This window comes from Pseudomonas syringae CC1557, assembly GCF_000452705.1.
In the GTDB taxonomy this organism is placed as follows: domain Bacteria; phylum Pseudomonadota; class Gammaproteobacteria; order Pseudomonadales; family Pseudomonadaceae; genus Aquipseudomonas; species Aquipseudomonas syringae_F.
Genome location: NZ_CP007014.1, coordinates 2,375,535 through 2,388,866, shown reverse-complemented (window position 1 = coordinate 2,388,866; position 13,332 = coordinate 2,375,535). Strand labels below are relative to the sequence as shown.

10 protein-coding genes are annotated in these 13,332 nt (G+C 59.2%); 3 read left to right on the top strand and 7 right to left on the bottom strand.

Annotation, left to right across the window (positions count from 1 at the left end; translation table 11 throughout):
• Window positions 1-9 precede the first annotated feature (9 nt).
• Window positions 10-1,731 carry a ShlB/FhaC/HecB family hemolysin secretion/activation protein gene (locus N018_RS10960; protein WP_025389568.1) on the bottom strand — a complete coding sequence of 574 codons (1,722 nt, stop codon included), beginning with the start codon at window positions 1,729-1,731 and terminating at the stop codon, window positions 10-12.
• Window positions 1,732-1,951: 220 nt separating this feature from the next.
• Here N018_RS10960 and N018_RS10955 point away from each other — a divergent pair, with 220 nt between their 5' ends.
• Window positions 1,952-2,827, top strand: a complete 876-nt coding sequence (locus tag N018_RS10955; protein WP_025389567.1) for a LysR family transcriptional regulator — start codon at window positions 1,952-1,954, stop codon at window positions 2,825-2,827.
• 8 nt (window positions 2,828-2,835) lie between these two features.
• Here the strand turns inward: N018_RS10955 and N018_RS10950 are convergent, their stop codons facing one another.
• From N018_RS10950 to N018_RS10925, 6 genes are all read right to left on the bottom strand, one after another.
• A complete protein-coding gene (locus N018_RS10950; RefSeq protein ID WP_024645558.1) occupies window positions 2,836-3,261 on the bottom strand; it encodes a VOC family protein in 426 nt (141 codons plus the stop codon).
• A gap of 182 nt (window positions 3,262-3,443) precedes the next feature.
• The gene (locus N018_RS10945; protein WP_025389566.1) at window positions 3,444-4,685 is read right to left on the bottom strand and encodes a M20/M25/M40 family metallo-hydrolase; all 1,242 of its coding nucleotides are present in this window, start codon (window positions 4,683-4,685) and stop codon (window positions 3,444-3,446) included.
• 109 nt (window positions 4,686-4,794) lie between these two features.
• Window positions 4,795-7,845 carry an efflux RND transporter permease subunit gene (locus tag N018_RS10940; protein WP_025389565.1) on the bottom strand — a complete coding sequence of 1,017 codons (3,051 nt, stop codon included), beginning with the start codon at window positions 7,843-7,845 and terminating at the stop codon, window positions 4,795-4,797.
• Window positions 7,842-8,909, bottom strand: coding sequence for an efflux RND transporter periplasmic adaptor subunit (locus N018_RS10935; protein WP_025389564.1), 1,068 nt, complete (start codon window positions 8,907-8,909; stop codon window positions 7,842-7,844). The genes N018_RS10940 and N018_RS10935 overlap by 4 nt, the downstream gene beginning before the upstream one ends.
• An 82-nt stretch (window positions 8,910-8,991) precedes the next feature.
• Window positions 8,992-9,831 (bottom strand): MipA/OmpV family protein, encoded by an 840-nt coding sequence (locus N018_RS10930; protein ID WP_024645554.1) that lies wholly within the window; start codon window positions 9,829-9,831, stop codon window positions 8,992-8,994.
• Window positions 9,832-9,850: 19 nt separating this feature from the next.
• Window positions 9,851-11,323: an efflux transporter outer membrane subunit gene (locus N018_RS10925; protein ID WP_025389563.1), complete on the bottom strand. Its 1,473-nt coding sequence runs from the start codon at window positions 11,321-11,323 to the stop codon at window positions 9,851-9,853.
• A gap of 98 nt (window positions 11,324-11,421) precedes the next feature.
• On the opposite strand from N018_RS10925, the gene N018_RS10920 reads away from it, so the two are divergent.
• Both N018_RS10920 and N018_RS10915 read left to right on the top strand, forming a co-directional pair.
• The gene (locus tag N018_RS10920; protein WP_024645552.1) at window positions 11,422-12,111 is read left to right on the top strand and encodes a response regulator; all 690 of its coding nucleotides are present in this window, start codon (window positions 11,422-11,424) and stop codon (window positions 12,109-12,111) included.
• Window positions 12,112-12,150: 39 nt separating this feature from the next.
• Window positions 12,151-13,326 carry a sensor histidine kinase gene (locus N018_RS10915; protein ID WP_025389562.1) on the top strand — a complete coding sequence of 392 codons (1,176 nt, stop codon included), beginning with the start codon at window positions 12,151-12,153 and terminating at the stop codon, window positions 13,324-13,326.
• The last annotated feature ends 6 nt before the right edge of the window (window positions 13,327-13,332 follow it).

Genomic DNA, 13,332 nt, shown 5'->3' with positions numbered 1-13,332 from the left:
ACGGTGTGATTAGAGGAAAAAGTCCATACGGAAATAGATCGGCGCTTCGCGCTCGATCACATCGGGACGTTCCAGGGAATGAGCGAAGGTCACTGAGGCAGCAACGTGCTGGCCTCGGGTAAACAGCTCGAACGAGTTACTGGACAAACGCCCATGCTGGTCGCCGTTGTAACGATCGTTGCGGATAACACCCTGGTCGTAACCGGCAGCCGCGCCATACTCGGCGAACACCGGGCGCAGCCAGTCCAGCGTCACCGGACGAGTCAGGCGCAACTCGTTACGCCAGTAGCCGCCGCTGTCGCCGGACAGAAACTCATCCTTGTAACCACGCACCGATGCCGATCCGCCCAGGCTGGTGCGTTGCGAACTGAACAACACATCCTCACTGCGCTGCCCGGTCGCCAGGCTGGTGAAGCTCAGGTTTTCGCCCCACAGTTGAAAAGGATGCAGGTAGCTGAGGGTGCCGGTGTATTTGCGATAACGCGCATCGGCCTCACCCGGACGAGGATCGTGGTTGCCCTGTGCGTCCAGTGCACCGATGCCTTGCTGCATGCCCAGATCGATGTTGACGAACGCCGAGCCGACCCGCCGCCCGTGGTTGATACCAAACTGCGCTTCGGTGATGCGATTGCTGCTGACCGCCAGCTTGCTGTCTTCGACGTAGTTGTTGGTGCGCAGGTAGGACAGACCGGCATTGAGCGAGGTCTTGCTGAGCGCGTCGCGATACACCACCCGCTCGGCCTTGAACTGATGGTTCTGGCTGTCGCCGTCCTGCTTGAAGTTGATGTTCGAGGCCTGCGCCACCGAACGATATTCGCTGGTGTTGTACAGGTAGCTGAACGTCCACCAGCCCCACGGCAGACTGTAGACAAGCGACGCATTGCGGGAGGCTTTCTGGCGGTCGCTTATCGCATCATGACCGCCACGCAAACTGATCTGGTCAGCAAGACCGAGCGGGTTGTCCCACTCCAGCCCTGCATTGAGCTGCTGCTCACCGGTGCTGCGCTGACCTTCGTTGGTGCGTGACAGGTTCGCCCGCCAGGGCTTTTGCGGAGTGCCTTTGACCACCACATCACTGCCGCCCACCGCCTGACCCGGCGTCAGCTCCATCTGCGCCTGAGCGGAAGGCAGACGATTGAGCTGATCGACCATTTGCTCGATTTCACGCAGGTTGACGATCCGGCCTTCCTGACCGGGGAAAGTCATCGCCAGTTCTCGATCCGACAAACCACTGTCAGCAGCGCCGCGCAGCTTTTCCAGCTTGCCTTCGATGACCAGCACTTGCAGGTCACCAGTCGACAGATCCTGTTGCGGCAAGTAAGCGCGAGTCGTGACCAGGCCTTTTTCGATGTAGTGGTCAGTAACGACTTTGAGCACGTCATTGAGCTGGGCTACACCCAGACACTTGCCCTGATAGGGTTTGATCAACGCGTCGCGTTCGGCAGCCGACAGAGAGTCCGCACCTTTGAGTTCGATACGGTTGATCGTGAAGCAGCGTGTATCTGCAGGAGTGGCAGGTGCCTCTGGCTTGGCCTGCTTGCCGGGCAGGTCCTTGAGCTCTTCCAGGCGACGACGCTGCTCTTCGAGCAAACGGTCCTGGCGATCACGAATAAGGTCCTGCACACCTGGCGCATTGGCCTGTGTCATGTCCGGTGCGGTGGCCGCCAGCGAGGGAAAAGCCACCAGGGCAAACGAGAGCAGCAACGCCCTTTTGAAGACATGTAAATACACGGTGCGTCCTTGCAGTAGCAGATTGACATCAAAAGGGCGAGAGATACTAGAACGCCACCACTATGGCGTCAAATATTTGTATCGACCGTGTATCGGATTTATTGAACTTAATTTACAACTAATTTCTCCCGATCAAGCAGTGCTTTACTTAAGCGCCCCGCAAGCTGCCATATCAAAAAAACAAATATCCACACGCATCAAACACAACTAATATTTGCCAATGATCAAAGAACTGAAAACCCTTATAGCCGTAGCCAGAGAAGGTACGTTCGCCGCAGCCGGAGACCGTATCGGCCTGACCCAGGCGGCGGTCAGCGCGCAGATGCAGCGTCTTGAAGCGGAGCTGGGCATCGAGTTGTTCGACCGCAAGGGGCGGTCGGCGCAGTTGAACCGCATGGGCCAGCAGGTTCTGCTGCAAGGTCAGGAACTGGTACGCCTGTACGGCAATCTGGGCAGTGCGGCTGTCGGGCTTGCACCCAATGTGCTGGTGACCATTGGTGCTATAGCTTCCGTGCAGCGCTCTTTTCTGCCGGAGGCGCTGGCAGGCTTTCATCGACAGTTTGCGCAATGTCGAACCCGCATTGTCCCAGGCCTGTCGATGGACCTGGTCAATCAGGTGGATGCGGGGGAACTGGACATGGCGGCGATCATTCGTCCGCCCTTTTCGCTGCAAAGCGATCTGCGCTGGACCACCCTGACGCGAGAGCCCTATCGCCTGATCGTTCCAGCCGATGTTCAAGGAGAGGACTGGTCAGAGCTGATCTCCAGCCAGCCCTTCATCCGCTATGATCGATCGTCCTTTGGCGGGAGGCAGGTCGACCGCTTTCTGCGTCAGACGCACGTTGCGTTACGTGAGGTGTGCGAACTCGACGAGCTGGACGCCATCGTCAAACTGGTTGCCAACGGCGTGGGCGTGGCCCTGGTGCCGGAAACGGCGACCATTCAGGCGTGGCCGCCGACTGTGCGGGCTATCAACCTCGGGCAGCATACGTTTCATCGGGATATAGGACTCGTACACCGCGCAAAACGCAGCCTTTCGGAGCCGGTAAGGACGCTCGCGCAGCTATTGAGCGAGCAGGTTCACGAGACGCAGTGACAAGCAGGCTATTTGGCGAACAGTTGGCTCATGTCCTTGAACGCCTTGAATTCCAGCGCGTTACCGCAGGGGTCGAAGAGAAACATGGTGGCCTGCTCGCCGACCTGCCCCTTGAATCGAATGTAGGGTTCGATCACGAACTGAATGCCGAACGACTTCAGGCGCTCAGCCAATGCCTCCCACTGCGCCCACTCCAGAATGATGCCGAAGTGCGGGACCGGCACGTCATGTCCGTCCACCGGGTTGCTGTGAACGCTCTCTTGAGACGCCGTTTTGGGGTGTTCGTGAATGACCAGTTGATGGCCGTAAAAGTCGAAGTCGACCCACTGCGCACTGGAACGCCCTTCGGCAAGCCCGAGCACTTCGCCATAAAAGGTCCGGGTAGCGGCCAGGTCATACACAGGGATTGCCAGGTGAAAAGGAGAAAGGCTCATCAGAACTCCGGAGGCGATGTTCAGGATCAGGTGTCGAACTGACGCTTTCGCGAGCCGACGATCCGCGTGAAGGTGAGGCCTATCCTAGATCCGGCTCGAACAAAATAAAATCAACATGTTTTGTTGGAAAGCACAAAAAATATTTGTGCTTTCCTCGAACTCAATCACTCAGACATGCCGTGTCACTGCTGCCCGGACAGCTTCATGATCATCCGCGACAGCAGGTAAATCCTCGGTGCCACGCTGCCCACCTCGGCGTATTCTTCCGGCGTATGGATATTGCCACCGACAATACCGAAACCATCCAGCGTCGGCGTGCCCACGCTGGCCGACAGGCTTGAGTCAGCCGCTCCGCCGCTGCCTTCAATGGTCAGCGTGCGTCCCAGCTCGCCGTAGATGCCTTGCGCCATCGCAACCAGCGCATCCGACTTCGGCGTTTGCGGCATCGGCGGCAGGCCGCGCATCAGACTGGTCTTGACCTCGGTATCCGGCACCAGCTTATTGGCCGAGACCTTGGCGAGGTCCTGCTCGATCCGGTCGAATTCCTCCGGCACTGCCGCCCTGACATCAGCCTTGGCGCTGGCCTGATCCGGAATCACGTTGGTGCGATCACCGGCCTTGAGCACCGTGAAATTGATGGTGGTTTTCTTCTCTTCGTCGCCCAGCTTGCCGAGTTGCAGAATCTGATGCGCCACCTCGGTAGCCGCGTTGCGACCCAGTTCCGGCGCAACACCTGCATGGGATGCCTTACCCTTCACCTCGACCAGCGCCGTCGCCGAGCCTTTACGCCACACCACTAGCCCGTCGGCCGGGCGACCTGGCTCCAGGTTCAGCGTGACATCGTGCTCTTTGGCGGTTTTCTTGATCAGTTCGGTAGCAACGACCGAGCCGGTTTCTTCACTGGCGTCGAGCAATACGGTGATCTGCGCGTAGTCGGTGAACTTCAGGTTATGCAAGACCTTCAGCGCATAAATGGCAGCGACGATACCGCCCTTGTCATCCATCACGCCCGGGCCGTAGGCACGACCGTCCTTGATGTGAAACGGCCGCTCTGCCGCCGAACCTTCCTTGAACACAGTGTCCATGTGCGCCATCAACAGAATCTTCGCCTTGCCGGTGCCTTTCAGGGTGGCGATGACATGATTACTGGCTTCAGGCGTATTCGGCACCCGTTCAATGGTGGCACCGAGCTTTTTCAGCTCTTCGATGGCGATGTCGCTGACCTTGTTCAGGCCAGGCACATAGCCGGAGCCCGAGTCGATGTTCACCAGACGCTCCAACAATTTCAAGGCGTCGTCCTGGTATTGCTCGGCATCGGCCTGAATGGCCTTGTGCGGTTCAGCCATAGCCACAGGTGCCAGGGCTGTTAACGCGAGGGCCAGAGCCAAATGAGCGGCCAGTGGCGAGCGTGAGAATGCGCGCATACGTGTTCCATCCTTGTTTTATTGAGTGACGTTTTCAGGAACATACCTCAAAGCGCTACTCGTCGTCATAAGCAGGGGGCCCGACACATACGCCAGGAACCTGGATCATTCAGGTACGGCCGCGCAAACGATCAAGCTTGTCGAACAGCAGCCAGTACAGAATGGGAATCAGGCCCAGGGTCACCAGTGTGCCCAGTGCAAGTCCACCCATGATCGTGATGGCCATGCCCTCCCAGAGCGGACCGGCGAACAGCATCAGTGGCACAAGGCCGATGATGCAGGTCAGTTTGGTCATTACAATCGGCCTCAACCGTTTGACCGCCGCATTGACCACCGCTTCGCGCACCGGCAGGCCCTGACCGCGCTCGGCTTCAATGCGCTCCAGCAGCAAGACCGCGTTATTGACGATAATTCCCGCCAGCGACAGCAGCCCGAAAGTGGCCATGAAGCCGAACGGATACCCGGTAATCAGCAGGGCCAGCGCCACGCCAATCAGCACAAAAGGCACGCTGGAAATAACAATCAGCAATTTGCGAAACGAATTGAATTGCCAGACGAACAGCAGCAGCATCGCAATCAGCGCATGCGGCGTGTACTGCAAGAGCGCCTGATTGGCTTCGGCCGAGTCTTCTATCTCGCCACCCAGTTCAATGCGATAACCGGCTGGCAGCTTCAGTGCCGCAACTTGCGGTGCCAGTTGTTCCACGATTGATGCTGCGGTAAGTGACGGATTGTGTCCGACCACGGTAATAGCCCGCTCCAGATTACGGCGTTGAATGGTCGAGGCTTCGGCCTTGGGCTCGAGTGTGGCAATAGCGGATAACATCAGCGGCGCAGCACCGGAGGCTGGATAGATCAGCGTGCTGCCCGGTTCGCTCGCGGGCATGTTCGGCGTGCCCTGTTCTCGGGCCATTATGGCCACCGCAGTTTCGCCATCCTGCAACGAGGACACCGCCAGCCCATTGTTTCTCAGTTGCAATGCCTGAGCTATATCCTGAGTGGATACACCCGCCGACATAGCCTTGTACTGATCGACGAGGACGTCATAACGCAACAATCGGGTGCGCCAGTCATCGTTTACGTCCTGCGTGCCAGGCAACGCCGACAAGGCCTGTTCGATCTGGCGGGCAATCGTTCGCAACACTTTTTCATCAGGGCCAATGACCCGATAGATCGCAATCCCCGCCTCAGTGGTGCCCATCGAAAAACGCTTGGGCTGCGCTTCGATTTCCGGGTGCTGCGCCAGAAGAAAGCGCCGGGTCCGGTCAATCACCGCGTCTACATTGGCGCCTTCGCGCACGCTGACGGTGAAATAGGCAATGTCCGGGGCAGACAAAGGCGGATTGAGGCCCAGAACGATCCGCGGGCCGCCATCGGCAACATAACCGATGCTGTCCTTTACATCCTGGTCGTTGCTCAGCCACTGGCTGATATCGCGCACGGCCTGTGAGGTGTCGCGCGAGCTGCTGCCAGGCTCCATTACCAGAGGAATCTGGAACTGCATGCGGTCTGATTTCGGCAGGAAATCGTAGGGCACGTGAGTCAATACCACGACCGCAGCCACCAGCAGAACAACCATGCTGCCGATGAATAGCAGGGAGTGATCGAGCAGCGCCTGGATGACGCTGCGATAGCCACGATAAAACCCTGATGCATACTCATCGGCAGCAGACTTGTCGACGACGGCCGAAGCCTTGGCAAAGTAGAAACACAGCAGCGGCGTCACCGTCACGCTGAGCAGCCAGGAGCTGATCAGCGTGGTCGCCAGCACAATCGCCAGTGAACGCAGGTATTCATTGGTGCTGGTCTGCCCCAAAAAGAATGGCGAGAACGCGAGCACGATGACCAGTGAGGACGTCAGCAAGGGGATCATCAGTGTGCGCCCTGCTTCCTCGCACGCGGTTCGCCGCTCTTCTCCGGCATGCAGACGCCGCTCGATGTCCTCGGCGATGACAATGCCATTGTCCACCAGCAACCCCAGGGCCAGGATGATCGCGGCAATTGACACCGTTTGCAGCTCGATGCCCACCGAACGCATGACGAGCAGCGTACTCAAGATCGTCAATGGCACGATAACCCCGACCACCAGCCCGGTACGCCAGCCGAGAAACAACATGACCACGCACATCACGATAACCACGGTTTCAGCCATGACGTGGTACATCTTGCTCATCTCGTGTTGCACCACATCAGCCTGAAACGTCACGACGTGCAACGTAAAGCCAGTCGGAAGTTGCTGTTCCAGCTCGCCGAGGCGTTTGCGCAGCGCGCTGCCGAAGGCCTGAACATTGAGGCCGGATTGCATTGAAACCGCCAGCACCACAGCATCCTGCCCCTGATAGATAGCTTCGGTCTCCGGCGGACCGACCGGAACCGCCGATATTTTGCTCAGGCTTTGCAGTGCCACTCTCTGACCGCCGGCCAACTGCACGGGGAACTGGCGCAATTGCTCCAGCGAAAGGATTTCGCCACTCACCGAGAGTGTGGTGCTCTGCTGCCCGATAACCGGGTTACCTCCCGACGCGATCAGGTTGCGGGCTTGCAACTGCTGCATTAACTGTTGAGGCGACAGACCTGCGGCAGCCAGGGTCTGTTGATCGAAATCCAGATAGATTCGCTCATCTTGCAGGCCATACAGCTCGACCTGATCAACTCCTTGAAGCCCATAAAGCTGGTCGCGCAGCCGTTTGATCGGCCCGCGCATTTCGCCCATGCTGAAGCCCGGTGCGGTCACGGCGACGGAAGCCACTGCCACCCGGCCAAAATCGTCATCCACAAAAGGCCCTTGGGTGCCGGGCGGAAACACACCGCTGGTTTCACCGACTTTGGCTCTCAGTCGCTGCCATAAAAGCCCAAGATCCTTGATGCTGTCATAAGCGGTTACCTGCACCGTTACCCGGCCAGGCTTGACCGTGGTCACCACATTCCTGATCTCGGCCAGCTCGCGAATTTTTTCTTCCAGCGGCCTGGCCAGCAGTTCTTCTGTGCGCTCTGCGGAAAGTCCCGGCAGCGAGACGCTGACCAGCGCATCCCGAACCGTCACTGAAGGTTCTTCCTGAGACGGAAAACCCGAAAAGGTAGCGACCCCCGCCAGCAAAATCAGGCAGGCCACGAAAAAGGTCAGGCGACTCGCACCCATTGCACGATAGGTAAGGTTCATGGCGCAGTTCCGCTCAAACGGCTGGTCGGCTGGTACAGGCTGACGGTCTGTCCGTCCTGCAGAAAAGCGGCTCCGGCAGTCACCACCTGCTCCCCCGCGACCAGCCCGGTGTGGATGATCGCTCGACCCGCGCTGACCGCCCCCAGGGAAACAGAGCGGATGGCCACTGTTCCACCCGATTGGTAGACGAAAACCTCAGCCGTATTACTGTCAGTTCCCATCCACAGTGCTTGAACGGGAACCGAAAGGGCCTGCGTTGCAGCGTCAGGGCGCACCTGTACGAGTAGCGTGATACCGCCGGGCAGCCTGTCGGCAGGACGCAATACACGAAAGATGCCGGTTCTTACCAACCCGTCATCGGATCGAGGCGAAATGCTTTCAAGCACCAGATCAAAACCGTCAGTGGTGTCTGCCGTGCTTGAGGCTCTGGCAAGGTCGCCGGGCTTGAGCGCCTCGGCAAACGCCAGCGGAACAGCCGCCACAACCTGCTGTTCTGCGCCGGACTCGATATCCAGCAGCGCCTGCCCGGCAGGCAACACGCTGCGCGGCTCTGCATGGCGCGCCACCACCCGCCCGGCAAACGGCGCAATCAACTGGCTATGATCCAGCTCACGACGCGCCAAGGCCACTTCGGCTTGCGCCCGAATCTGTTCGTTCCGGGCTTGCTCGCGGGATGCCAGGGCCGACTCGACAACGCTTTGCGCAACACTGCCTGCCGCAAGCAGATTTTTCTGGCGCTGATAGTTCTGCTCACGCTCGACTGCCTGCGCAGCGGCCAGGTGCGCACTGGCCTGCGCCTGTTGCAGATGCAAGGTCGCAGGCTGCCGATCAAGGCTGGCAAGTACCTGGCCCTTTTCCACGGCATCTCCGACATCGACCCGCAACTCGGCAACGGTACCTGCCGACTCAAACGCCAGACTGGCGCGTTGCTGCTGCCGAACGGTACCGATAAAACGCATCACGGCACCCTCACCTGCGTGCACCGCCTCGACCTTGACGGCACGTACAGCCGCGACGCTGGCCGGATGTTTGTCGCTGCAGCCACCAGCCAGCAAGGCAATCAGTACGATGCTGCACGCGCGGGCAACACATCGGCGTGGAGCAGGAAACGTATCAGGATGAAATCGCATGGCAGGCGTCCACTCTTCAGAAGGCGTAATTCAAGGCAAGCAGGCCGCTGCCTTCGGCATCGGTTTCGACCAGCGGGCTGCCACGGGTCTGGTCGGTGTAATGAGTGACGCCAACACTGGCGACAGTTGACCAGTGAGCGTCAAAGGTATGCTGCCAGGCGAGTGCCGCCGAATAGGCATAAATGCCGCTGTCTGCCGTGAACCTGGAAAAGCCGCTGCGCTGGCTCTGGATCGGGCTCACGCCAAAATAGGTCTGGTTGTAACGGCCGTCGCCGGCATGCGCATCGATATCGAGCGTCACCGTGTCACTCTGGCTGTGGTAAGCGATGCCTTCAAAGCCCAACCGGTAGCGGTTCCCACGTTTTTCGCCCGCCACCCGCAACTCGGCCTCGGCACTCGCCGACAACCATGGCGTGAGCTGCTGAGAGACCATGAAGTCGCCAACGGTCGCGCCCTCGACGGTACCCATGCCCCTGAGCTCATTGGAGCCAGGACGGTTGGTGCTGTTTTTCTCGGTACGGCCAAAGTCATAATTGAGCGCCGCACTGGCGCCGAACCCGGAAGCCGATTGCCACTGAAGCCCAAGACCACGAGTGGTGTCAGCAAAAAAGATCCCGCGCTGAACCGTAAGCATCGGCAGCACCTGACTGCGGTATTCATCCGCACCCATATAGCGGGGCAACACGGCCATACCCAGACCGAAGTTGACGTTGAATTGGTCGCCGAGAATCGACTGACTGTCAGCAGAATCGCTGCCCTGAGCATAAGCCTGACCGATCAGGGCCATGGCAGCGGAGGCGATCAGCACGTTGAGCAAAGTGTGACGTACGCGAGAATGAGAGAGGTCATGAGTCATGGTGATACTCCGGTTTCGGTCAGGATTTCGAGGGGCTTGCGGGTTCTGCGCCGCGCAGTACGCGGAACAGATCGATACGGTTTTGCTGTAGATCATCGAGGGACTTGCGACAGGCTGCGTCGGCTTCGGCGATACGGATGCTGGAGGTCAACAAGGCTGTACGGTCGGCAGCACCTGCGTTCAGCTCGAAGGACAGACGCCGCACTTTTTCCTGCACCAGCGCGACACGCTCGACCTCATTGCGCGCATGATCCAGCGCCTGCTGACGTCGGCTCAGGACTCCGGACATTTCCCGGAAAGCGTTCTGTATCGCCTTCTCATATTCAGCAACAGCGATCTGCTGGCGTACCTGGGCGAGATCCAGATTCGCCTGATTACGCCCGCCGTCGAACAGCGGCAGGCTCAGCTGCGGGCTGAACAACCAGGCGCCGCTGCCGCCACTGAACAGCGTGCGCAGGCTGTCGCTCTGGATGCCAATGCCAGTGCTGAGTTTTATGGATGGAAAGAACGCTGCGCGCGCGGCACCAATGTTGGCATTGCCGGCTTTGAGCGCCTCTTCGCGCTGACGGATATCAAAGCGCTCCAGCAGCCGTTGTGATGGCAGGTTCGCCAGCCAGGCAGGCGTATCAAGCAGCGCGTTGCTCAGCACCGGCATGTCAGGCTTCGCGACTGGCAGCGCTGTCGAGTAGCCAGTCAGCAACAACAATGCCTGCGATGCACTGGCATGATCGCCAAGCGCATCCTGTACCTGCTGTTGCGCGTTCAACGCCTGCAGACGCTGCACGAGCAGATCGTCCAGCGAGATGGCGCCTTGACGCTGCTGCTCTTCGGCCGCTTTCACCAGCATAAGCCGAGCATCGCGAACGGCCTGCGCATCCTGTAGCAGCGCAGCGGCCAGACGTTCCGTCAGCCAGGCTTGCGCCACTTCAGCAACCAACGCACTGCGCGCCGCCTGCTGACCGTAAGTACTGGCCAGGTAATCGTGTTGCGCCGCCTCGGACAGGCTGCGTACCCGGCCAAAAAAATCCAGTTCGAAGTCAGAAATGCCCAGCGAAGCAATAGAGATGTCCTGGCCATATCGCTCATCGGCAGCGGCATCATCGAAATGCTGTCGATCACGCTCGACGCCTGCGGCGAGGGTCGGGAAACGGTCGGCGCGACTGATGCCACGCATGGCCCTCGCCTCTTCCACCCGCAGTGTCGCCACACGAAAGTCGCGATTGAACGCCAGGGCAGCTTGCAGCAGAGCACGCAGTTGCCCGTTCGCAGACAACTCGGAAACCAGCGCTGCTTCGTCAGCGCTCAGCACGATTGCAGGCGACACATCAGCAGCAGGCACCACGCCGGAGAACTGATCTGCCGGAACCGGCAGCGCCGGTCGCTGGTAGTCCGGAATCAGCGAGCAACCGGAAAAACTCAGGCTCAGCAATGCTGCCAGATAACGGTACCTGAGGTTGCGGATACGCTTGGACAGCGGTGTACTCATCAGCATAGGATCTGTCCGCGACAGTGGGCTCTGGACACCATCCTGAACGCCGACTTTCAATAAACCGTTCGTGAATTATCAAGATTTGATCAAGAGGCACGCTTGTGTCAGGAAAACGCATTCTTATCGTCGAAGACGATGCCGACAGTGCCAGCATTCTCGACGCCTACCTGCGTCGTGACGGTTTTACCGTAGGTTTGGCCGAAAACGGTCAGCGCGGCATCGACATGCATCGCCAGTGGAAACCCGACCTGATTTTGCTGGACGTGATGCTGCCTCTGGTCAGCGGAACCGACGTGCTGTCGGCGGTCAGGCGTTGCAGCGATACACCGGTGATCATGGTGACGGCCATGGGCGACGAGCCGGAAAAACTCGGCGCACTGCGCTATGGTGCGGATGATTATGTGGTCAAGCCCTATAACCCGAAGGAAGTGGTCGCCCGCGTACATGCCGTGCTGCGACGCTCCCAACAAAACAGCAGCAACGAGCGGCACTTGCGTTACCAGACATTGCTGGTGGACCTGGACGCGGTCACCGCCACCATCGAAAACAACGACGCCATGCATACGCTGCTGGACCTGACCCCGACCGAGTTCAAGATTCTTTCCACGTTGCTGAAAACGCCTTCCAAGGCCTTCACCCGGGAAGAGCTGCTCGAGATATGTCTGCCCGACAGCGAAGCGCTGGCCAGAGTGGTCGACGCACATGTGCATAATCTGCGTCGCAAACTCGAACTCCACGGCGTGCATAACGTGCTCGTGACAGTGCGCTCGGTCGGCTATCGATTCCGGTAGCTGCCAGATCCAGACAGCCGGCAGATCCAGGTAACTATCATGCGATACCTTTTCCGACACAGGCAGCAACCGTTGTGGCATTGGGTCGGCATGCGCATGAGCATGCTGGCGGTGGGTGCCGTCATCGTTATCGCGTTTTGCATGTGGCTGCACGTTACGGTGTCTGACTGGATGACCCTGCAGGCAATGCCAGTCGAGGTGCGCAGTGAGTTTGAGCAGCTGCAAGCCGATCCTGAAATGAACATCGCCAGGCTTCGCGAACTGTTCGTCCAGTACTACCCAATCGAAAATCTGCTGCCCGGTATTGCCAACAAGGAGTGGTGGGTTTTGGCGGGGTTGGTGATGACGGCCATTCCCATCGTCATCTTTTTCGGCTTCCTGTTCTCACGTCCACTTTCCAGTCAGTTTTCCTCGATTGCCAGAGGCGCACGCCAGGTTGCCCAAGGCGACTTCAAGACCCGCCTGCCGACGGACTCCGACGGGCCTGACGAGCTGCAGGCGCTGGTCAGCGACTTCAACACCATGACCATTCAACTGGGTCGTTACGAGCTGGAAGTCAGTGAGTCCAGCGCGATGATCGCTCATGAGTTGAGGACACCGTTGAACGCCGCCATGGGCCGCGTACAGGGCATGATCGATGAAGTCTTTCCGCGCGATCTCGCGCAACTGGAAATGGTCCATCGACAACTCAACCAGTTGAACAAACTGGTCAGCGACCTGCACCTGCTGTCACTCGCCAGCGCCGGCCAGCTGACGCTGGACAAGTCTGAATTCCCTTTGCAGAAACTCGTGGCCGAACGCCTGAGCTGGTTTGCCGACCAACTCGATGAGGCAAACATCAAGGTGAAGCTCGATATCCCGCAACGCCTGAGCATCATGGCGGATCGCGACCGTATCGGCCAGGTGGTCAACATCCTCGTGGACAACGCGTTGCGCTATTCGGCGCTGGGTGGCGAACTGCTGATTGTCGCCAGAACCACCGCACGAAATATCGAGCTGACGTTCTCGGACCGTGGCCCCGGCTTCGGCCCGGATAACCTTGAACAGGTGTTCGACCGCTTCTGGCGCGCCGAACGATCGCGGGCGCGCTATTCCGGCGGCAGCGGTCTTGGCCTGTCCATCGCCCGTGCCATCTGTGTCGAACATGGCGCCCTGATCGAGGTGCGCAACAGGCCTGGCGGTGGATCGGTCATCAGGCTGGAAATTCCGGCCTGATGGGCG

Excerpts from the sequence above, each read along its gene's own strand:
- N018_RS10940 (WP_025389565.1), bottom strand. The coding sequence starts at position 7,845 with ATGAACCTTACCTATCGTGCAATGGGTGCGAGTCGCCTGACCTTTTTC.
- N018_RS10945 (WP_025389566.1), bottom strand. The coding sequence starts at position 4,685 with ATGCGCGCATTCTCACGCTCGCCACTGGCCGCTCATTTGGCTCTGGCC.
- N018_RS10925 (WP_025389563.1), bottom strand. The coding sequence starts at position 11,323 with ATGCTGATGAGTACACCGCTGTCCAAGCGTATCCGCAACCTCAGGTAC.
- N018_RS10955 (WP_025389567.1), top strand. The coding sequence starts at position 1,952 with ATGATCAAAGAACTGAAAACCCTTATAGCCGTAGCCAGAGAAGGTACG.
- N018_RS10915 (WP_025389562.1), top strand. The coding sequence starts at position 12,151 with ATGCGATACCTTTTCCGACACAGGCAGCAACCGTTGTGGCATTGGGTC.
- N018_RS10930 (WP_024645554.1), bottom strand. The coding sequence starts at position 9,831 with ATGACTCATGACCTCTCTCATTCTCGCGTACGTCACACTTTGCTCAAC.
- N018_RS10950 (WP_024645558.1), bottom strand. The coding sequence starts at position 3,261 with ATGAGCCTTTCTCCTTTTCACCTGGCAATCCCTGTGTATGACCTGGCC.